This is a genomic window from Oceanimonas sp. MB9, assembly GCF_011319775.1.
Lineage (GTDB): Bacteria > Pseudomonadota > Gammaproteobacteria > Enterobacterales > Aeromonadaceae > Oceanimonas > Oceanimonas doudoroffii.
Genome location: NZ_VFBE01000005.1, coordinates 1,315,793 through 1,334,080 on the forward strand (window position 1 = coordinate 1,315,793; position 18,288 = coordinate 1,334,080).

Sequence of the window (18,288 nt, forward strand, 5' to 3'; positions counted from 1 at the left end):
CATGTTGGCGGCGGGCTCAGGCCTCCGGCAGGCTACGGCAGGTGCGGCCGCCATCCAGCGCGATGATCTGACCAGTGAGGTAGGCAGGCCCTTCCAGCAAAAAGGCCACCGTCTCGGCAATTTCTTCCGGCTCACCCAGCCGCCCCATGGGCACCGACTTGAGCACAGTTTGCTTCTGTTGCTCATCCAGCTCGTGCTCGGGCCAGATGATGGCGCCGGGGGCAATGCCATTGACTCGCACCTCGGGAGCCAGCTCCGCCGCAAGCCCTCGGGTCAGGGTGGCCAGGGCATTCTTGGCCATGCTGTAAGGGAGATGATGCTGCAGGCCATTTTTGGCGTGAATATCCACCATATTGACGATAGCCCCCCGTTGCTTTTTCAGCGCCGGCAGCAGGGCCTGGCTCAGTAGCAGCGGGGCAGCGGCATTGGTGGCCGACAGCTCGAGCCATTGGGCCGGGGTGATCTCACCCATGGCGGTGGGATAGAAGGCAGAGGCGTTGTTGACCAGGGCGTCGAGGCGGCCAAAACAGCCCAAGGCCCGATCTGCCAGGGCATTGAGTTCGTCAAGCCGGGTCAGATCCTGTTGCAACAAGTGTACGCTGTCGGGGCGTTCATGATTCAGACTGTCGGCCAGCTCCCTGGCCAGGGCCTCGCTGTGATGAAAATGCAGTACCAGGCGGTATCCCCGCTGGTGAAGGTGACGACTGATTGAGGCTCCAATGCGCCTGGCGGCGCCGGTAATCAACACCACGGGTTGCGGCATGACTTCTCCTAACTGGCGATAATGCGCAGCAAGCTGGTTTTTGCCTGCTGCAGATAAGGGTTCCCAAAGAGATTGACGTGATTGAGCAGGTGATAGAGGTTGTAGATCTCGCGGCGGGCACGGTAACCCTCTTCCCGGGGCCAGACAGCGTCGTAACCCTGGTAAAAGACGCGGGGAAACTGGCCAAACAACTCGGTCATGGCAATATCCGTTTCCCGATCACCAAAATAACTGGCCGGATCAAACAGCACGCCCTGTCGCTCACTGAATCCAAGGTTGCCACGCCATAAATCTCCATGCAACAGACATGCCCGAGGTTGGTGACTGGCAAGGCGGTTTTTGATGGCACCGACAATTTCTTCGATATCGCCAAAATACTGCCCCTTTTCTTCCAGCAACTTCAGTTGCCAGCCTATTCGCTGCTCGGAAAAAAAGGTGGCCCATTTTTTATGCCAGGCATTGGGTTGCACCGTGGTGCCGATAAAATTGTCCTCGTCCCAGCCATACATGGGCTGGGAGCTGCCCTTGTGCAGATGGGCCAGCTGCCGGCCCAGCATGTGCCAGTCCTGCTCTTCGGCACTGCCCAGGGCCAGGTATTCCAATACCAGAAAACTGCTGCTCACCGTGGTGCCACAGCAGACAGGGCGGGGCACCTTCACGGTCTGGGTATTGAGTAAATGCTCAAGGCTGGTCCACTCGGCGCGGAACATATCGACGCCGGCACGGTCATTCAATTTAACGAAAAAGTGGCGGTGGCCATCGCTGACACGAAAGGCCTGGTTGATTTCACCACCACTGAGGGGCTTGCGTTCGGTAATGGCAAATTCGGCGTCAATCGCCTCGCTGATCTGACTGGCAATAACGGGCCACATAAGCGCTTCACTCCACGGTACCGGTTTTGCCACAGTATAGGCCATACGCCGGCGTCGGCCGGCCATCCTCTTCACCATGGAGATAGTATGATAAAACAACTCAAGCAATGGCTGTCCGGCAACCCGGGTGAAACCGCCGCCGAGCTGTCCGAGGAGGCCGCGGTAGCGGCCCTGCTGGTCGAGGTGATGCTGGCCGATGGCAGTGCCAGTGATGCCGAGCAGCGTCGGTTGCAGAGCCTGTTCCGGCGCTTGTTCCGGGACGAGGCACAACAACTGGAACTATGGCTTGAACAGGGCAGGGCACGACAGCAGCAAGCCATTTCCCTGTTTGAATTTACCACTCACCTGCGGGCCCTGCCGGCGACACGACGCGAGGCCATTTTACAGGCCTTGTGGCACATGGCCCTGGCCGATGGCGAACTGGACCAGCAGGAGGAGAGCATCGTGCGTCAGGTGGCGGAGCTGCTCTATATTCCGCACAGCCGCTTTATTCAGCTAAAGCACAGGGCGCAGAAGGGGGCCGACTGAGGCGATGGCGCATGGCGGCCGGTCATGAATTCTGTTAGGCTTTGCGCTCCCGACCTGTGCCGCCGGGTAACACCAATTGCGTGCCAGGCTGGCAAGGTAACGCCAGATGGTCGGGACGGTAAAGCGACAACCTTATTTCACACATACATGTGCGCTTTGGTAGGGTGCACCACTGTCAAGGACATTTCATGCCGACAATTACTCTTCCCGATGGCAGCCAACGCCATTTCGAGCATCCCGTCTCCATCATGGAGGTCGCCCAGGATATCGGCCCGGGCCTGGCCAAGGCCTGCATTGCCGGTCGTATCGATGGTGAGCTGGCGGACGCCTGTGAGCTCATCAGCCATGACGCCAGCCTGTCGATCATCACCGCCAAGGATCAGGATGGCCTCGAGATCATTCGCCACTCCTGCGCCCACCTGCTCGGTCACGCCATCAAGCAACTGTGGCCCGAAACCCGCATGGCCATTGGTCCGGTAATCGACAACGGCTTTTATTACGATGTGGATCTCGAGCACACCCTGACCGAGGAAGACATTCAGAAGCTGGAAGCCCGCATGCTGGAGCTGGCCAAGACCGAATATGCGGTGGTCAAGAAGAAGGTGAGCTGGCAGGAAGCACGGGACACCTTTGCCCGTCGGCATGAGCCGTACAAGATCGAAATCCTCGATCAGAACGTCAGCCAGCACGACAAGCCCGGCCTGTATCATCACGAAGAATACATCGACATGTGCCGGGGCCCTCATGTGCCCAGCATGCGTTTCTGCCAGCATTTCAAGCTACAGAAGGTATCCGGCGCCTACTGGCGTGGCGATTCCAAAAACAAGATGCTGCAGCGCATTTACGGGACCGCCTGGGCCGACAAGAAGGCGCTCAAGGCGTACCTGCTGCAACTGGAAGAAGCCGCCAAGCGCGATCATCGTAAAATCGGCAAGCAGCTCGACCTCTATCACATGCAGGAAGAAGCGCCGGGCATGGTGTTCTGGCACAACGACGGCTGGACCATCTTCCGCGAGCTGGAAACCTTTGTGCGCGACAAGCTGCGGGAATACCAGTACGAAGAGGTCAAGGGCCCCTTCATGATGGACCGGGTGCTGTGGGAGAAGTCCGGCCACTGGGACAAGTACGCCGAAAACATGTTTACCACCCACTCCGAGAACCGGGACTATGCCATCAAGCCGATGAACTGCCCGGGGCATGTGCAGATCTTCAATCAGGGCCTCAAGTCCTACCGGGATCTGCCCCTGCGCATGGCCGAGTTCGGCTGCTGTCATCGCAACGAGCCCAGCGGTGCCCTCCATGGCCTGATGCGGGTGCGTGGTTTTACCCAGGACGACGCCCATATCTTCTGTACCGAAGATCAGATCCAGAGTGAGGTATCAGCCTGTATTCGCATGGTGTACGACACCTACGAGACCTTTGGCTTTACCAATATCGCGGTCAAGCTGTCTACCCGTCCGGAGCAGCGCATCGGCAGCGACGAAATCTGGGACCAGGCCGAGCTGGCTCTGGAAGAAGCACTCAAGGCCTACGGCATCGAATATGAGCTGCAGCCGGGCGAGGGCGCCTTCTACGGTCCCAAAATTGAGTTTACCCTGCACGACTGTCTCAACCGGGCCTGGCAGTGTGGTACCGTTCAGCTCGACTTCGCCCTGCCGGGTCGACTGGGGGCCAGCTACGTGGGTGAAGACAACGAGCGCCACGTGCCGGTGATGATCCACCGCGCCATTCTCGGCTCCATCGAGCGTTTTATCGGTATTCTTATCGAGGAATACGCCGGATTGTTCCCGACCTGGCTGGCTCCCACCCAAGCGGTGGTGCTCAACATTACCGACAATCAGGCCGACTATGCCAAAAACCTGGTCGCGTCACTGAATAATGTTGGCATTCGAGCCCGTGCAGACTTGAGAAATGAAAAAATTGGCTTTAAAATCCGCGAGCATACTCTAAAGCGGGTACCTTTCATGCTGGTGTGCGGCGACAAAGAAGTCGAAGCCGGCAAGGTTGCGGTCCGTACCCGGAAAGGGCAGGATCTCGGTACCTTTGACGTTGAAGAGCTGACAGCGCTCATTCAGCAGGAGATTCAAACCCGCGGAAAGAAAACAGTGGAGGATAGGTTATAAAAGGCGCCAAAAAAGGGGGCAAGCCCGCTCCCCGCAATCGACTGAATGAAGAAATCCGACTGAAAGAAGTTCGTCTGGTCGGCCTGGAAGGTGAAGCATTGGGGGTCGTGTCCATCAATGAGGCACTGAGCGCCGCCAGTGAGGCGGGCGTCGATCTGGTGGAAATCAGTCCCAATGCCGAGCCGCCCGTTTGCCGTATCATGGATTACGGCAAGTTCCTCTACGAGAAGAGCAAGGCCACCAAGGAACAGAAGAAAAAGCAGAAACAAATCCAGGTCAAGGAAGTTAAATTCCGGCCCGGTACCGATGAAGGCGACTATCAGGTAAAGCTACGCAACCTGGTTCGCTTTTTGGAAGAAGGCAACAAGGCCAAAGTCACGCTGCGATTCCGCGGTCGTGAAATGGCCCACCAGGAAATCGGCTTTGATTTGCTTAACCGCATCAAAGGCGATCTCGATGAACTGGCCCTGGTCGAATCCTTTCCCAAGCTGGAAGGTCGTCAGGCCGTCATGGTGCTTGCCCCTAAAAAGAAACAGTAAGGTTCAGCAAGTAGCCGGGCATTACGCCCGGCTCGCCTTGTCTGTTTGATGTTATTAACAATGCGGAGTATTTCATGCCTAAGATGAAATCCAACAAGGGCGCTGCCAAGCGCTTCAAGAAGACCGGCTCTGGTGGTTTCAAGCGCAAGCAGTCCCACCTGCGTCACATCCTCACCAAGAAAAGCACCAAGCGTAAGCGTCAGCTGCGCGGTAAGTGTCTGGTAGCAGCCTGCGACGTTGCCCAGATCAAATCCATGCTGCCCACCGCTTAAGAGGAGAGTGAACAATGCCAAGAGTTAAACGTGGTGTAACTGCGCGCGCGCGTCACAAGAAAATTCTGAAGCAGGCCAAAGGTTATTACGGTGCCCGTTCACGCGTTTATCGCGTTGCCGTGCAGGCCGTTACCAAGGCCGGCCAGTACGCTTACCGCGACCGTCGCCAGAAAAAGCGTCAGTTCCGTCAGCTGTGGATTGCCCGTATCAACGCGGCTTCCCGTCAGAACGGCCTGTCCTACAGCCGCTTCATCGATGGCCTGAAGAAGGCTTCCGTTGAAATCGATCGCAAGATCCTGGCTGACATCGCCGTGCACGACAAGGCCACCTTCACCGCTCTGGTTGCCAAAGCGAAAGAGGCCCTGGCGTAAGCCGGACTTCAATGGTTTTCAAAGGAGGCTACGGCCTCCTTTTTTTATTGACTTCCCCCCGGTTCAGCGGTGGAAGCAACAAGGCATTTCCTTTATTATCAAGGCCTTTTCTATTATTTAGCGTCCGTGTATACGGGCAAGTCAACGAGGAATACATGGATCAGCTGGAAGACGTGATCGTCAAGGCGCAGGCGGAGATCCAGGCTGCCGCCACTGCCGCCGAACTGGATGAAATCCGGGTTCGCTACATGGGCAAGAAGGGCACCTTTACCGAGCAGTCCAAGGCGCTCGGCAAGCTGTCTCCGGAAGAGCGTCCCGCCGCGGGCCAGGCCATCAACCAGGCCAAGCAGGCCGTTAACGACGCGCTCAATAGCAAGCGCGATGCCCTGCAACTGGCCGAGCTCAATGCCAAGCTGGCCGGAGAAACCCTGGATATCAGCCTGCCGGGCCGTCGCCAGGCCAGCGGTGGCCTGCATCCGGTCAGCCGCACCATCAAGCGTATCGAATCGTTTTTTGGCGAGCTGGGTTTTCAAGTGGCCGAGGGTCCGGAAATCGAAGACGATTTCCACAACTTCGATGCGCTGAACATTCCGGCCCATCATCCGGCCCGAGCCGATCACGACACCTTCTATTTCAACCCCAAGCTGATGCTGCGCACCCAGACCTCCGGCGTGCAGATCCGTACCATGGAACAGCAGCAGCCGCCCATTCGCATCATCTCGCCGGGCCGGGTATATCGTAACGACTACGATCAGACCCACACCCCCATGTTCCACCAGGTGGAAGGCCTGCTGGTGGATGAAAACGTCAGCTTCACCCAGCTCAAGGGCGTACTGCACGACTTTCTGCACAACTTTTTTGAAGAAGATCTGCAGATTCGATTCCGTCCGTCCTACTTTCCGTTCACCGAGCCCAGTGCCGAAGTGGACGTGATGGGCAAGAACGGCAAGTGGCTGGAAGTGCTTGGCTGCGGCATGGTGCACCCGAACGTACTGCGCTCGGTAGGCATCGACCCCGAGCGTTACAGCGGCTTTGCCTTTGGCATGGGCGTAGAGCGTCTGACCATGCTGCGTTACGGCGTCAACGATCTGCGTGCCTTCTTCGAAAATGATCTGCGTTTTCTCAAGCAATTCCGGTAAGCGGCAGGAGCAATAATGAAGTTTTCAAAATCATGGCTGGATGAATGGATCAACACCGGTCTTAACGCCGAGGCCCTTGCCGAGCAGATCACCATGGCCGGTCTGGAAGTGGACGGCATCGAGCCGGTGGCCGGCGACTTCAGCCAGGTCGTTGTGGGTGAAGTGGTGGAGTGCGGCCAGCACCCGGACGCCGACAAGCTGCGCGTCACCAAAATCAATGTGGGCGGTGACGAGCTGCTCGACATCGTCTGTGGCGCCCCTAACTGCCGTCAGGGCCTGAAGGTGGCGGTGGCCGTGGTTGGCGCCGTGCTGCCCGGTGATTTCAAAATCAAGAAGGCCAAGCTGCGCGGCCAGCCGTCTCACGGCATGCTGTGCTCCTACGGTGAGCTGGGTATCGATGTGGAGTCCGACGGCATTATCGAGCTGCCCGCCGATGCGCCGGTCGGTACCGACGTGCGTGACTATCTGGCCCTGAACGACGTCATTGTCGAGGTGGATCTGACCCCCAACCGCGCCGACTGCCTGAGTCTCGCCGGCCTGGCTCGGGAAGTGGGAGTGCTCAACAATCAGGATGTGGCCTGGCCCGAGATCGCCGCCGTGCCCGCCGCCATTGACGATCGGCTCGACATTCGCCTGGAAGCGCCCGCCGCCTGTCCCCGTTACCTGGGCCGGGTGGTGAAGAACATCAACGTCAAGGCCGAGACGCCACTGTGGATGCAGGAAAAACTGCGTCGCAGCGGTATTCGCAGCATCGATCCCGTGGTGGACATCACCAATTTCGTGCTGCTGGAATGGGGCCAGCCCATGCACGCCTTTGACCTCAATACCCTGAACGGTGGTATTGTGGTTCGTCAGGCGGAGCAAGGCGAAAAACTGACCCTGCTCGACGGCAACGAAGTGACCCTGAACACCGACACCCTGGTGATTGCCGACAGCGAGCGCCCGGTGGCCATGGCCGGTATCTTTGGTGGCGAAGCCACCGGCGTGACCGAAAATACTCGGCACGTGCTGCTGGAGTGTGCCTTCTTCAGCCCGCTGGCCATTACCGGTCGCGCCCGCAGCTACGGCCTGCATACCGACTCGTCCCACCGCTTTGAGCGGGGCGTGGATTACCGCCTGCAGCACAAGGTGATGGAGCGGGCTACCGCCCTGCTGCTGGACATCTGCGGCGGTGAAGCCGGCCCGGTCATTGAAGCCGTCGCTGACGATCAGCTGCCTCAGGCCGCCACCGTGACCCTGCGCCACGCCAAACTCAACCGCCTCATCGGTATTGACATCGACGCCGGTCAGGTGACTGAAATGCTGACCCGCCTGGGGCTGGAGGTCACCACCACCGCCGAGGGTTGGAACGTGGTAGTGCCGAGCTATCGCTTTGACATTGCCATCGAGGAAGATCTGGTGGAAGAAGTGGCCCGCATCTACGGCTACAACAACATTCCCAATGTCGCTCCTCGGGCCAACCTCTCCATGTCGTCCCACCGTGAGGCGCAACTGCCGCTGAACCGGCTCAAGGATGCCCTGGTGGACGCGGGTTACCAGGAAGCCATCACCTACAGCTTTGTGGATCCGACCCAGCAGCAACTGCTGTTCCCGAACGCCGAGCACATGGTGTTGCCCAACCCCATCGCCGCCGACATGTCTGCCATGCGGGTCTCACTGTGGCCGGGCCTGATCCAGGCCGCGGTCTACAACCAGAACCGCCAGCAGTCGCGTCTGCGTCTGTTCGAACAGGGCCTGACCTTTGTGCCGGACAACACCGCCGAAAACGGCGTGCGCCAGACCCCGGTTCTGGCGGGCCTGATACTGGGCGCCGTGGTGGACGAGCACTGGAGCATGAGCAGCCAGGGTGCCGATTTCTTTGATCTCAAGGGCGACGTGGAAAGCCTGCTGGCCCTCTCCGCCGATGAGTTGGCCTTCAGCGTCGAGCGCGCCGAGCTGGCAGCCCTGCACCCGGGGCAATCCGCTCGGCTGCTGCGTGGCGGTCAGGTAGTGGGTCACTTTGGCGCCCTGCATCCCAGCCTGCTGAAGAAACTCGGCCTCAAGTCTCAGGTGTACCTGTTTGAAATCGAGCTGGCCGCCCTGACCGAACGCCGAGTGCCGAATGCGGTGGAGGTGTCTCGTTTCCCGGCCAACCGCCGCGATCTGGCACTGGTTGTCGATCATAACCTGGCCGCTGCCGATATCCTTGATTTGGTTAGGAAAGTTGGCGGTAACCAGCTGGTTGGCTTAAACTTGTTTGACGTGTACCAGGGCCAGGGCATTGCCGAGGGCAAAAAGAGCCTGGCACTCAGCCTGGTACTGCAGGACACCCAACGGACGTTGGAAGAAAAGGAAATCGCCGACACCGTGGCCCGCATTGTAACGGCGGTTTCCGACGAGTTTAATGCTTCCTTGAGGGATTGAGCTTATGGCGTTAACCAAGGCCGACATAGCAGAGCACCTGTTTACCAAACTTGGCATCAGCAAGCGGGATGCCAAGGACATGGTTGAAGCGTTCTTTGAGGAAATTCGTAGTGCGCTTGAACAGGGTGAACAGGTCAAAATTTCCGGTTTCGGCAATTTTGAACTGCGCAACAAGGGAGAACGCCCCGGGCGCAATCCCAAGACCGGGGAAGACATTCCCATTTCGGCCAGGCGGGTGGTGACCTTTCGCCCGGGGCAGAAGCTCAAGGCCCGGGTGGAGAACGCCACCCTGAACGACGCAGAGTAAAATCAAAGCCAGGCAACCGCCTGGCTTTTTGCGTTTAGACTAAGGCACTATTGGCTCTGCGCCTCACTGGCTGTTAGCCTATGAGGCAGGATGAAATCAGCAGAGGCATGCACAGCGTGCAGAAAGGAAACATCGTGATCCTCACCGGCGCCGGCATTTCCGCCGAGTCCGGCATTCGCACTTTCAGGGCCGCAGACGGCCTGTGGGAAGAGCATCATATCGAAGACGTGGCCACGCCCGAAGGTTACCGCCGTAATCCCGAGCTGGTGCAGCGCTTTTACAATGAAAGGCGCGCACTGTTGCAAACCGTTGCGCCCAATGCGGCCCACCAGGCCCTGGCCCGGCTCGAGGCCGAGTGGCCGGATCGCGTAACCCTGATCACCCAGAACATCGATGATCTGCACGAGCGTGCCGGCAGCCACAATGTGCTGCACATGCACGGCGAGCTGCTCAAGGTGCGCTGCCCCCACAGCAACCAGACCGTCGACTGGAGCGGCGATCTGCGCACCACGGATCTGTGCCATTGCTGCCAGTTTCCCGAGCCGTTGCGCCCTCATGTGGTCTGGTTCGGAGAAATGCCGCTGCTGCTCGATCATATTTACCAGGCCTTGAGTGAAGCCAGCCTGTTCGTTGCCATCGGCACCTCGGGCAATGTCTATCCCGCCGCCGGCTTTGTACACGAGGCGGCCATGCACAACGCCCATACCCTGGAGATCAACCTGCAGCCCAGCGAAATACGCACCCATTTCGATGCCCATCGCTACGGCCCGGCAACCCAGGAAGTCGGAGCCTGGGTGGAGGAGTTACTGACCGGTCTCGCCGGCGCTTCCATTCGGCAACAAGGTTGAATGAACGGCTGAAAAAAAGCCCGCCATTGGCGGGCTTTTTCATTCACTGGGTACGCAGCTTGACCCAGAACTGTTCGTAGATGGCGAGCACTTCATCGCCCAGATCGTCCTGGAAATGGCCGTTCGCCACCACCTCGGCCGAGGGAAACAGCACCGGGTTGTTCGCCACGTCGGCGGGCAACAGCGCCTTGGCCCCTCGATTGGGCACCGCCAGTCCCAGCTCGGTAATGATCTGTGCGGCGACTTCGGGCCGCATCAGATAATCCAGAAAACGGTGCGCGGCGTCCACGGAGCGGGCGTTGGCGGGAATGGCGGCACTGTCCACCCAGAAGATGGCGCCTTCCTCGGGATAAACATATTCCAGATTGAGGCCGTCCTGCTGGGTCTTGTAAGCCTGATCGCTCCACAACAGGCCGATGCTGGTTTCACCGGTCACATAAGGCATGCGCGGGTTGTCGGAGTTATACAGCAGCACATTGTCTTGCAGCGCCACCAGCTTGTCATAAGCGGCGGCCACCTCCTGGCCATCCTTGCTGTTGGCGGAATGCCCCAGGGTCAGCAGTGCCATCTGGAAATTTTCGCGAATGTCGTCGGTCAGCATCAGCTGGCCGTTGAAATCACTGTTCCACAAATCGGCCCAGCCGGCCACGCTGGCATCAGGCAGCTCGTCCCGGTTAACGGCAATTGCGGTGCTGCCAAAGGCATAGGGCATGCTGTAGGTATTGCCCTTGTCGAAATCCCGATCCAGCAGGGCAGAGTCCAGCTGGCCGAAGTGGGGCAGTTGGCTCTTGTCGAGGGGCTGCAGCATGTTCTCCCGGGCCATTTTGCTCAGCATGTAGCTGGACGGAAAAATCACGTCATAGCTTTCCCTGGCACCGCTGGTCTGCAGCAGCTTGAGCTTGGCATAGAGCGCCTCGTTGGAGTCAAAACTGGCGTAATCCACCGCCACGCCGGTTTCCTTGGTAAAGGCCTGCAACACGGCCTCGGGCAGGTATTCGGCCCAGGCGTACACGGCCAGGCGCTCCTGGGCCACGGAAAAGGCGGGCAGGGTGGCCAGGGCCACCGCCAGCGAGTAAGTGCGAATCTTCATATCAGCGTTTGTCCCTTAACAGTAATTGAGAAATCACCACCAGAATCAGTGATACCACCAGCATCAGGGTGGCCAGTGCATTGACCTCGGGGGAAACTCCCACCTTGACCATGGAATAAATGCGCAGCGGCAGAATGTCATAACCCGGCCCGGTCACGAAGGAGCTGACGATGACGTCATCCAGCGACAGGGTAAAGCTGAGCAGCCAGCCCGCGGCGATGGCCGGCAGTGCCAGCGGCAGCAGAATGCGCCGGAAAATCACCGCTTCGCCGGCGCCCAGATCCCGCGCCGCTTCTATGATGCGCACATCAAAGCCCCTGAGCCGGGAAAATACCGTGATCACCACAAAGGGCAGGCAAAAGGTGACGTGGGCAAACAGCAGTGACCAGAACCCCAGCGACACGCCAATGACCACGAACAGCGCCAGCAGCGAAATGGCCATGACGATATCCGGTGACATCATCACCACAAACAGCATGCCCCCCACGAAGCGTTTGCCACGAAAGCGGTAACGGTACAGCGCCACCGCCGCCAGGGTGCCGATCAGGGTGGCGACACTGGCGGACAGCAGGGCCACCGTCAGCGAGTGGCGCGCTGCCTCAAGTAGGGCGGTGTTGCCGGCCAGCCGCTGATACCAGTCCAGGGTAAAACCGTCCCAGCGAATGCCAAAGCGGGACTGGTTAAAGGAGTTCACCACCAGCACACCAATGGGGATATACAGGTAGGCAAACACCAGCAACAGCAATGCGCCTTTCAGCCATCTGGTCATTCGGCCTCTCCCTTGTTGTTCAGCAGCCGGCCGGCCTGGTAGTAAATCAGCATCAGGGTCGCCATCAGCACCGTCAGGGTCACGCTGGTGGCGGCGCCAAAGGGCCAGTCACGAATGTTAAGGAACTGGGTCTTGATGATGTTGCCGATCAACAAGTGCTTGGCCCCGCCCAGCAGATCCGAGATGTAAAACATGCCCAGCGCCGGCAGAAACACCAGCAGACAGCCGGCAACGATGCCCGGCAGGGTCAGCGGCAACACCACTCGCACAAAGCGGGGCAGGGGACCGGCCCCCAGATCCCGCGCCGCCTCCAGCAGGCGGCCGTCCAGCTTTTCGATGGCCGCATACAGCGGCAGGATCATGAACGGCAGCAGGATATACACCAGGCCGATGATCACCGCCGCCTCGGTAAACACGATGCGCAGCGGCTGCTCGATAATGCCCAGTGACAACAGCGTCTGGTTGAGCAGGCCCTTGGTGCCCAGCACCGCCTTGAGCGCATAGGTGCGGATCAGCGAGTTGGTCCAGAACGGCACTATCACCAGAAACAGCAAAACCGGGCGCCAGGCCTTGGGCAGCCCCGCCACCACAAAGGCAAAGGGGTAGCCGATCAGCAGACACAGCAGGGTGGCGAGGCCGGCCATCATCAGGGAATGCCACAGCACCTTGATGTACATGGGATCAAGCAGCCGGGCATAGTTCTCCGGGGTCAACACCAGGCTCACCAGGCTGGCGTGATCCCGGGTCAGAAAGCTGGTGCCGATGATCATCAAATTGGGCAGAAACACGAACAGCAGCAGCCAGCCCACAATCAGGCCCACCGCCAGGTTGCGAAAGCCGTTAGTGTTGTTCATGGGGCAGCACCACCTCCCAGCCATCCACCCAGCTCACCGACACCCGCTGATCCAGGGCGTAGTCGGTGCCGGCATCGTCTTCGTCGAAAAACTCGGAGATCAGGATCTCGCCGCCGGCGTCGAGCTGCACCCGGGACTCAAGGGTGGCCCCCTTGTACTGGCGATCGAGAATACGCCCGTTCACTCCCGCAGCCGCCTGCTCAGTTCCTTGGGCCGACATACGCAGATCTTCCGGGCGCAGCAATACACACACCCGATCGCCCGGGCTGAACGGATGACGGCTGTGCACCAGGCAGTCACGGCCTTCCACCCGGGCGTGCCAGCGCCCCTGTTCGGCGGGGGCCAGCAGCTCGCCATCGAGAATGTTGATTTCGCCGATAAAACGGGCGACGAACAGGTTGGCGGGGGCTTCGTAAATGTCCCGGGGCGACCCCTGCTGCACCACACGGCCACCCTGCATCACCAGAATGCGATCGGACATCGACAGCGCTTCTTCCTGATCGTGGGTCACAAACACAAAGGTTATGCCCAGCCGACGCTGCAGCGCCTTCAGCTCCACCTGCATTTGCCGGCGCAGCTTGTAGTCAAGGGCACTGAGCGACTCGTCCAGCAGCAACACCCGCGGGCGGTTGACCACCGCCCGGGCAATGGCGATACGCTGCTGCTGACCACCGGAGAGCTGATGGGGATAACGGTCGGCCATCTGCTCCAGCTGCACCATGGCCAGGGCTTCCTGCACTCGCGGGGCGATGTCGGCGGCGGGCACCTTTTGCATGCGCAGGCCAAAGGCCACATTGTCGAAAATGGTCATGTGGGGAAACAGGGCATAGCTCTGAAACACGGTGTTGACATGACGCTGCTCCGCGGGCACCGCGGTAATGTCATCGCCGGCGAGAAAAATACGGCCGCCGTCGGCCGACTCCAGCCCGGCAATCAGCCTGAGCACCGTGGTTTTACCACAGCCGGAAGGACCCAGCAGGGTGACAAATTCACCATCGTAGATAGACAGATCCAGGTGTTCGATGATGGTCTTGCCGCCGAAGGACTTGCTGATGCCGGCAAGGGTGACAATGGGAGCTTTGTGTTCGGCCATGTGCCTGAATGCACCTCGATAGGAACGCCCGGCGTTCACAGGGAAAGGAAAGCGCGCATTCTAGGACTCGTCCGGCATGAAGCAAAGCAAATAAAAATTGCCGCAACAAACGGTTTTGTTGTTTGCGAAGCCGTTGAATGTGCGCAACTTTTAACCGGCTCACAACGGGTTACGAGAGCCGGCCGATGCCGCTATAATGGCCGCATTCCCTGAACCAGAAATCGTATTTGATGAACGAACCCGAATCTTCCCGCCTGCAGCAGTCGCTGCAACACGGATTTTCCCTTGCTCCCAAGGCGGTGCTGCAGGAAGGCTGGCAGCGCATTTACGGCGCCAAGCTGACCATGGTGATGGCCGCCATCGGCGTGGCCGGCAGCTGGCTGCTGCTCAATCACCTGCTGCTGACCGTGGCCGGTGATAGCGAGACCGGCGACTGGCGTGCCAGCCTGCTGGGCCTGCTGATTTCCATGATCATGGCACCCATGAGCGGCGGCCTCGACATGATGGGCATTCACCGGGCGGTGGAAAGACCCATTCGCGCCAATCAGATTTTTGATTATTTCCGTTATGTGCTGCCGCTGGCGGTGGCCAGCCTGATCATGGGCTTTATGACCAGCCTGTTCCTGCCCCTGGGGGCAGCATTTGGCCTGCCGGCGGTGCTGGCCATGTTGCCCACCCTGGTGCTGAGCGTGGCGCTGATGTTTGTTTTTCCGCTGATCCTGGAAAAAGGCCTGAGCCCGTTTCAGGCCATTCTGGTGTCTCTGCGGCTGTTCGCCCGCCAGTGGCTCAACCTGATTGCCATTCATCTGATACTGGTGGCGCTGTTTATGGCCGCCGTACTCAGCTTTGGCATTGGCCTGGTATGGGTGGCGCCGCTGTACATGGTGGTCAAGGGCATCATTTACCGGGAAGCCTGCGGCGTTCGTGGCGCCGGTGACGCCACCGCCCCGGCTTCCTCACCTTCAAGGGATCATTTCGAGGCATGAAATCCGTACTGTTTGGGGCCGCGCTGGCCCTGCTGGCCGTTCCGGCCCACGCCGACGCGCTCAATCTGGGTTACAGCGGTTTTTACAAGCACCTGGATACCGTGGCCGACGCCGAAGTCGAGCACGCCACCCTGGGTTTTTACCTCAGCCGCAACGACGGCGAGGGCTGGTGCACCATTCATCACGGCTCGGTTGAGGTTGCCGGCCAACCACGGGGCGAAGTGACCGTTCTGCCCCATGGTGAATTCGTGTTGCCCTTTGACAAGCAGCTGGATCTGGACAAGGCCGTGGTCCGACTCGACGTGGATCAGCCGGAGCGCTGTGAAATCTCCATTCAAATTCAGACCCTGCTGCCGGCAGGCGAGGTGCAGGCGGCACAGCTGCGTGCCATTCGCGATGAAATGCAGGCCTTGCTGCAGGAAATGGCCGGCTGGCCGGGGCGCTATTTTGTGCCGAGCATCAAGGGCGTGCAATTACAGCCGCTGAGCGGGCAAGAGCTTATTCAGGGCCTGAACAAACTGTCTCTGGATGATGCCGCACTGACCGGTAATGGCAACTGGCAGATTCCCGCCACTCGGGTCACGCCCTGGTTGTAACCCCGGCACTGGGAAGCCAGGCTACATCAGCAAAAAAGGCGCCTCGGCGCCTTTTTTATTACTTCACTTCAAGCACCTGCAGGCGCTCGCCCAGCTCGGGGGCGTCGTCATCATCCTGCTCAAAACGAGGAGCAACGTCGGGCTTGTCAAAACCGATGTCGCCGCCGTCGATTACGCCGGACTCGCTGTTAATGCTTTTAAAGTCAAACTGCTGATGATCCATCAGGTGCGACGGCACCAGGTTTTGCACCGAGCGGAACATGCTTTCAATGCGGCCGGGAAAACGCTTGTCCCAATCCTGCAGCATGGTCTTGATGGCCTGGCGTTGCAGGTTTTCCTGGGAGCCGCACAGGTTGCACGGAATAATGGGAAATTCCCGGGCCTCGGCGTAGCGTACCAGATCCTTTTCCTTGGCATAGGCCAGGGGACGGATCACCACGTGTTTACCGTCATCGCTCACCAGCTTGGGAGGCATCGACTTCATGGTGCCGCCATAGAACATGTTGAGCAGCAGGGTTTCCAGAATGTCGTCCCTGTGGTGGCCAAGGGCAATCTTGGTGGCCCCCAGCTCGGTGGCGGTGCGATAGAGAATGCCCCGGCGCAGCCGCGAGCACAGTGAGCAGGTGGTTTTGCCTTCCGGAACCTTGTCCTTGACGATGGAGTAGGTGTCTTCCTCGACGATTTTGTACTCCACCCCCAGGCCGTCCAGGTAGGCGGGCAGCACATGCTCGGGAAAGCCGGGCTGCTTCTGATCCAGGTTGACCGCTACAATCTCGAAACGAATGGGGGCGTGGGCCTGCAGGTTCTGCAGAATGTCGAGCATGGCATAGCTGTCCTTGCCGCCCGACAGGCACACCATGACCCTGTCACCGTCTTCAATCATATTGAAGTCGGCGATGGCCTCACCCACGTTGCGACGCAGCCGCTTTTGCAGCTTGTTGAAGTTATAGACTTGCTTGGCGGTTTGAACAGACATGATGCCCCCGGCGAAAAAACTGGGGGCTATTATAGTGACTGGCGCCTTGAGGGCAAGGCGCCTGAGGGATCAGTCGGTGTCGGGGCGCAGCACCAGCACGTCGCAGCTGAGCTTGTCGATCACGTGCTCGGCGGTATTGCCAAGCAGCGCCGCCGCCATGCCGGTGCGGCCCACCGAGCCCAGAATCACCAGGCTGGCGTCAATGGCATCGGCACAGTTAGGAATGACTTCCTCTGCGAGGCCCTCGTGCAGGTGCAGGCTGTCGGACTCCAGGTTAAAACGCACCGCATATTCATACAGGGCCCGCTCATGGTGTTTTTTTACCGCCGCATTGTAGGCGTGAGGGTCAAAGTCGGGCAGCTCCAGCGCCATGTTCACCGGAGTGATGGGGTAGGCGTTGACCAGGTGCAGGGTGGCGGAAAGCAGCCGCGCCACTTCGGCGCTCTCGCCGATGATTTTTTCATTCAGCGCTTCCTGGGCCTTGTCGTCGCTGCAGCAGTTGACCGCGGCCAGCACGGTACCACCCATGGGCCAGTCCCGCTCCTTGACCAACAGCACCGGGCAGGGACACTTGCGCAGCAGGTGCCAGTCGGTGGGGGTAAAGATAAAGGACTGGATCATGGCGTGCTTGTGGGTGCTTTTCACCACCAGATCGTGGCCCTGCTCCTGTACCTGCTGAATGATCGCCTCAAAGGGCCGGCTGTGCCACACCACCCGCACATGAAAGCTGATTTTGCTGTCGGCGTAAGGCTCAAGCAGGGTCCTGAGCCACTCCTCCTTGCCCTGCACCACCCCTTCGCGCATTTCGTCCCGCTCTTCACTGGAGAGCATGGAGGTCATCTCGTAGGAAAAGTCGTAAATGGGCAAAAACAGGGTGATGGCGGCGTTTTCCTGCAGCGCCGCCACCGACACCGCCCGGTGCAGGGCGGGCTGGGCCTCGGCGACCGGGTCGATAACCACCAGAATATGTTGATACTTGATCATAGACACCTCCTTGTGGTGTGGATCAGTCTGCGTCCGGCGCACCTGCCAGGCAGGCCAGCTCGGGTTGCTTGAGAATACGAATGTACTTGCCGTCTACCGCTATCATGCCATTTTTCTGAAAACGGCCCAGCAGCCGGCTCACGGTTTCCACCGTCAGTCCGAGATAGTTGCCGATTTCGCCGCGGGTCATGGTCAGACGAAACTCCCGGGGGGAAAAGCCGCGCTGGGCAAAGCGGGTCGACAACCCGTGCAGAAAGGCGGCCAGCCGCTCTTCGGCGGTTTTCTTGGACAACAGCAATATCATCTGCTGATCACCGTTAATTTCGTTGCTCATCAGTCGCATGATCTGCTGTCTGAGCCGGGGCATCTTGCCCGACAGCTCGTCCAGTACCTCATAGGGAATCTCGCACACCATGGCCGTTTCCAGCGCCTGGGCAAAGGAAGGGTGGGCCCCGGTGTTGATGGCGTCGAACCCCACCAGATCCCCGGCCAGGTGAAAGGCGGTGATCTGCTCGTCTCCCTGCTCGGTGAGGGTGTAGGACTTGACGGTGCCGGCGCGAATCGCATAAAGCGATTTCAGCGGCTGACCGGCCTTGAAAAGCTCTTCTCCTTTCTGAATGGGCTTTTTGCGCTCGATGATGTCGTCCAGCTGATCCAGCTCGTCGGAATTAAGGCCCAGGGGAATGCACAACTGGCTGATGCTGCAGTCCTGGCAGTGAATGGCGCGACCTGTGGCGGATTTGCCGGCTTTTATTATGTTACCCATGTGCTCCGT

Annotated in this window: 20 protein-coding genes; 11 read left to right on the forward strand and 9 right to left on the reverse strand. The window is 59.3% G+C overall.

What is annotated here, in order from left to right; translation table 11 throughout:
- Nucleotides 1-16: 16 nt before the first annotated feature.
- Together OJHNALOF_RS09505 and OJHNALOF_RS09510 are read right to left on the reverse strand one after the other, a co-directional pair.
- Complete coding sequence (locus OJHNALOF_RS09505) at nucleotides 17-763, reverse strand: pteridine reductase (protein WP_094199311.1); 747 nt, start codon at nucleotides 761-763, stop codon at nucleotides 17-19.
- Between the two features lie 8 nt (nucleotides 764-771).
- Nucleotides 772-1,635 carry a fructosamine kinase family protein gene (locus OJHNALOF_RS09510; RefSeq protein WP_165661853.1) on the reverse strand — a complete coding sequence of 288 codons (864 nt, stop codon included), beginning with the start codon at nucleotides 1,633-1,635 and terminating at the stop codon, nucleotides 772-774.
- A gap of 87 nt (nucleotides 1,636-1,722) precedes the next feature.
- Here OJHNALOF_RS09510 and OJHNALOF_RS09515 point away from each other — a divergent pair, with 87 nt between their 5' ends.
- The 9 genes from OJHNALOF_RS09515 (at nucleotide 1,723) to cobB (ending at nucleotide 10,165) form a co-directional block, all read left to right on the forward strand.
- Entirely contained in the window at nucleotides 1,723-2,163 is a 441-nt protein-coding gene (locus tag OJHNALOF_RS09515) for a TerB family tellurite resistance protein (RefSeq protein ID WP_165661854.1), read from the forward strand.
- A gap of 188 nt (nucleotides 2,164-2,351) precedes the next feature.
- Nucleotides 2,352-4,286 (forward strand): threonine--tRNA ligase, encoded by a 1,935-nt coding sequence (gene thrS, locus OJHNALOF_RS09520; protein WP_165661855.1) that lies wholly within the window; start codon nucleotides 2,352-2,354, stop codon nucleotides 4,284-4,286.
- Nucleotides 4,283-4,825 (forward strand): translation initiation factor IF-3, encoded by a 543-nt coding sequence (gene infC / locus OJHNALOF_RS09525; RefSeq protein ID WP_094199307.1) that lies wholly within the window; start codon nucleotides 4,283-4,285, stop codon nucleotides 4,823-4,825. The genes thrS and infC overlap by 4 nt, the downstream gene beginning before the upstream one ends.
- 74 nt (nucleotides 4,826-4,899) lie before the next feature.
- Nucleotides 4,900-5,097, forward strand: a complete 198-nt coding sequence (gene rpmI, locus OJHNALOF_RS09530; RefSeq protein WP_094199306.1) for a 50S ribosomal protein L35 — start codon at nucleotides 4,900-4,902, stop codon at nucleotides 5,095-5,097.
- A gap of 14 nt (nucleotides 5,098-5,111) precedes the next feature.
- Nucleotides 5,112-5,468, forward strand: coding sequence for a 50S ribosomal protein L20 (gene rplT, locus OJHNALOF_RS09535; protein WP_094199305.1), 357 nt, complete (start codon nucleotides 5,112-5,114; stop codon nucleotides 5,466-5,468).
- Nucleotides 5,469-5,623: 155 nt separating this feature from the next.
- Complete coding sequence (gene pheS, locus OJHNALOF_RS09540; RefSeq protein ID WP_165661856.1) at nucleotides 5,624-6,607, forward strand: phenylalanine--tRNA ligase subunit alpha; 984 nt, start codon at nucleotides 5,624-5,626, stop codon at nucleotides 6,605-6,607.
- Nucleotides 6,608-6,622: 15 nt separating this feature from the next.
- On the forward strand, nucleotides 6,623-9,010 hold the full coding sequence (gene pheT, locus OJHNALOF_RS09545; protein WP_165661857.1) for a phenylalanine--tRNA ligase subunit beta: 2,388 nt from the start codon (nucleotides 6,623-6,625) through the stop codon (nucleotides 9,008-9,010).
- A gap of 4 nt (nucleotides 9,011-9,014) precedes the next feature.
- Entirely contained in the window at nucleotides 9,015-9,317 is a 303-nt protein-coding gene (locus tag OJHNALOF_RS09550; protein ID WP_094199302.1) for an integration host factor subunit alpha, read from the forward strand.
- Between the two features lie 107 nt (nucleotides 9,318-9,424).
- Nucleotides 9,425-10,165, forward strand: a complete 741-nt coding sequence (gene cobB, locus OJHNALOF_RS09555) for a Sir2 family NAD+-dependent deacetylase (RefSeq protein WP_165661858.1) — start codon at nucleotides 9,425-9,427, stop codon at nucleotides 10,163-10,165.
- Between the two features lie 43 nt (nucleotides 10,166-10,208).
- Here the strand turns inward: cobB and OJHNALOF_RS09560 are convergent, their stop codons facing one another.
- The 4 genes from OJHNALOF_RS09560 to potA are packed head-to-tail and all read right to left on the reverse strand — an operon-like array spanning nucleotide 10,209 to nucleotide 13,971.
- Entirely contained in the window at nucleotides 10,209-11,255 is a 1,047-nt protein-coding gene (locus tag OJHNALOF_RS09560) for an extracellular solute-binding protein (protein ID WP_165661859.1), read from the reverse strand.
- Between the two features lies 1 nt (nucleotide 11,256).
- Nucleotides 11,257-12,024 (reverse strand): spermidine/putrescine ABC transporter permease PotC, encoded by a 768-nt coding sequence (potC, locus tag OJHNALOF_RS09565; protein WP_165661860.1) that lies wholly within the window; start codon nucleotides 12,022-12,024, stop codon nucleotides 11,257-11,259.
- Nucleotides 12,021-12,878, reverse strand: coding sequence for a spermidine/putrescine ABC transporter permease PotB (gene potB / locus OJHNALOF_RS09570; RefSeq protein ID WP_094199299.1), 858 nt, complete (start codon nucleotides 12,876-12,878; stop codon nucleotides 12,021-12,023). Before potB ends, potC begins: the two co-directional genes overlap by 4 nt.
- Nucleotides 12,865-13,971: a spermidine/putrescine ABC transporter ATP-binding protein PotA gene (gene potA / locus OJHNALOF_RS09575; protein ID WP_094199298.1), complete on the reverse strand. Its 1,107-nt coding sequence runs from the start codon at nucleotides 13,969-13,971 to the stop codon at nucleotides 12,865-12,867. Before potA ends, potB begins: the two co-directional genes overlap by 14 nt.
- Before the next feature lie 230 nt (nucleotides 13,972-14,201).
- On the opposite strand from potA, the gene OJHNALOF_RS09580 reads away from it, so the two are divergent.
- Together OJHNALOF_RS09580 and OJHNALOF_RS09585 are read left to right on the forward strand one after the other, a co-directional pair.
- Complete coding sequence (locus OJHNALOF_RS09580; protein ID WP_094199297.1) at nucleotides 14,202-14,957, forward strand: hypothetical protein; 756 nt, start codon at nucleotides 14,202-14,204, stop codon at nucleotides 14,955-14,957.
- Nucleotides 14,954-15,553: a DUF2987 domain-containing protein gene (locus OJHNALOF_RS09585; protein ID WP_165661861.1), complete on the forward strand. Its 600-nt coding sequence runs from the start codon at nucleotides 14,954-14,956 to the stop codon at nucleotides 15,551-15,553. The genes OJHNALOF_RS09580 and OJHNALOF_RS09585 overlap by 4 nt, the downstream gene beginning before the upstream one ends.
- A 58-nt stretch (nucleotides 15,554-15,611) precedes the next feature.
- Here the strand turns inward: OJHNALOF_RS09585 and ttcA are convergent, their stop codons facing one another.
- From ttcA to OJHNALOF_RS09600, 3 genes are all read right to left on the reverse strand, one after another.
- On the reverse strand, nucleotides 15,612-16,532 hold the full coding sequence (ttcA, locus tag OJHNALOF_RS09590; protein ID WP_370462313.1) for a tRNA 2-thiocytidine(32) synthetase TtcA: 921 nt from the start codon (nucleotides 16,530-16,532) through the stop codon (nucleotides 15,612-15,614).
- Nucleotides 16,533-16,598: 66 nt separating this feature from the next.
- Nucleotides 16,599-17,513: a universal stress protein UspE gene (gene uspE, locus OJHNALOF_RS09595; protein WP_094199294.1), complete on the reverse strand. Its 915-nt coding sequence runs from the start codon at nucleotides 17,511-17,513 to the stop codon at nucleotides 16,599-16,601.
- Nucleotides 17,514-17,535: 22 nt separating this feature from the next.
- Nucleotides 17,536-18,279, reverse strand: a complete 744-nt coding sequence (locus OJHNALOF_RS09600; protein ID WP_094199293.1) for an FNR family transcription factor — start codon at nucleotides 18,277-18,279, stop codon at nucleotides 17,536-17,538.
- Between the last annotated feature and the right edge of the window lie 9 nt (nucleotides 18,280-18,288).

Bases quoted from the DNA above. Each gene is read 5' to 3' on its own strand.
- OJHNALOF_RS09515 (WP_165661854.1), top strand. From the start codon at position 1,723: ATGATAAAACAACTCAAGCAATGGCTGTCCGGCAACCCGGGTGAAACC.
- pheT (WP_165661857.1), top strand. From the start codon at position 6,623: ATGAAGTTTTCAAAATCATGGCTGGATGAATGGATCAACACCGGTCTT.
- OJHNALOF_RS09510 (WP_165661853.1), bottom strand. From the start codon at position 1,635: ATGTGGCCCGTTATTGCCAGTCAGATCAGCGAGGCGATTGACGCCGAA.
- cobB (WP_165661858.1), top strand. From the start codon at position 9,425: ATGCACAGCGTGCAGAAAGGAAACATCGTGATCCTCACCGGCGCCGGC.
- thrS (WP_165661855.1), top strand. From the start codon at position 2,352: ATGCCGACAATTACTCTTCCCGATGGCAGCCAACGCCATTTCGAGCAT.
- OJHNALOF_RS09580 (WP_094199297.1), top strand. From the start codon at position 14,202: ATGAACGAACCCGAATCTTCCCGCCTGCAGCAGTCGCTGCAACACGGA.
- OJHNALOF_RS09550 (WP_094199302.1), top strand. From the start codon at position 9,015: ATGGCGTTAACCAAGGCCGACATAGCAGAGCACCTGTTTACCAAACTT.
- pheS (WP_165661856.1), top strand. From the start codon at position 5,624: ATGGATCAGCTGGAAGACGTGATCGTCAAGGCGCAGGCGGAGATCCAG.
- rplT (WP_094199305.1), top strand. From the start codon at position 5,112: ATGCCAAGAGTTAAACGTGGTGTAACTGCGCGCGCGCGTCACAAGAAA.
- OJHNALOF_RS09600 (WP_094199293.1), bottom strand. From the start codon at position 18,279: ATGGGTAACATAATAAAAGCCGGCAAATCCGCCACAGGTCGCGCCATT.
- uspE (WP_094199294.1), bottom strand. From the start codon at position 17,513: ATGATCAAGTATCAACATATTCTGGTGGTTATCGACCCGGTCGCCGAG.
- potB (WP_094199299.1), bottom strand. From the start codon at position 12,878: ATGAACAACACTAACGGCTTTCGCAACCTGGCGGTGGGCCTGATTGTG.
- OJHNALOF_RS09560 (WP_165661859.1), bottom strand. From the start codon at position 11,255: ATGAAGATTCGCACTTACTCGCTGGCGGTGGCCCTGGCCACCCTGCCC.
- rpmI (WP_094199306.1), top strand. From the start codon at position 4,900: ATGCCTAAGATGAAATCCAACAAGGGCGCTGCCAAGCGCTTCAAGAAG.
- potA (WP_094199298.1), bottom strand. From the start codon at position 13,971: ATGGCCGAACACAAAGCTCCCATTGTCACCCTTGCCGGCATCAGCAAG.
- potC (WP_165661860.1), bottom strand. From the start codon at position 12,024: ATGACCAGATGGCTGAAAGGCGCATTGCTGTTGCTGGTGTTTGCCTAC.
- OJHNALOF_RS09585 (WP_165661861.1), top strand. From the start codon at position 14,954: ATGAAATCCGTACTGTTTGGGGCCGCGCTGGCCCTGCTGGCCGTTCCG.
- OJHNALOF_RS09505 (WP_094199311.1), bottom strand. From the start codon at position 763: ATGCCGCAACCCGTGGTGTTGATTACCGGCGCCGCCAGGCGCATTGGA.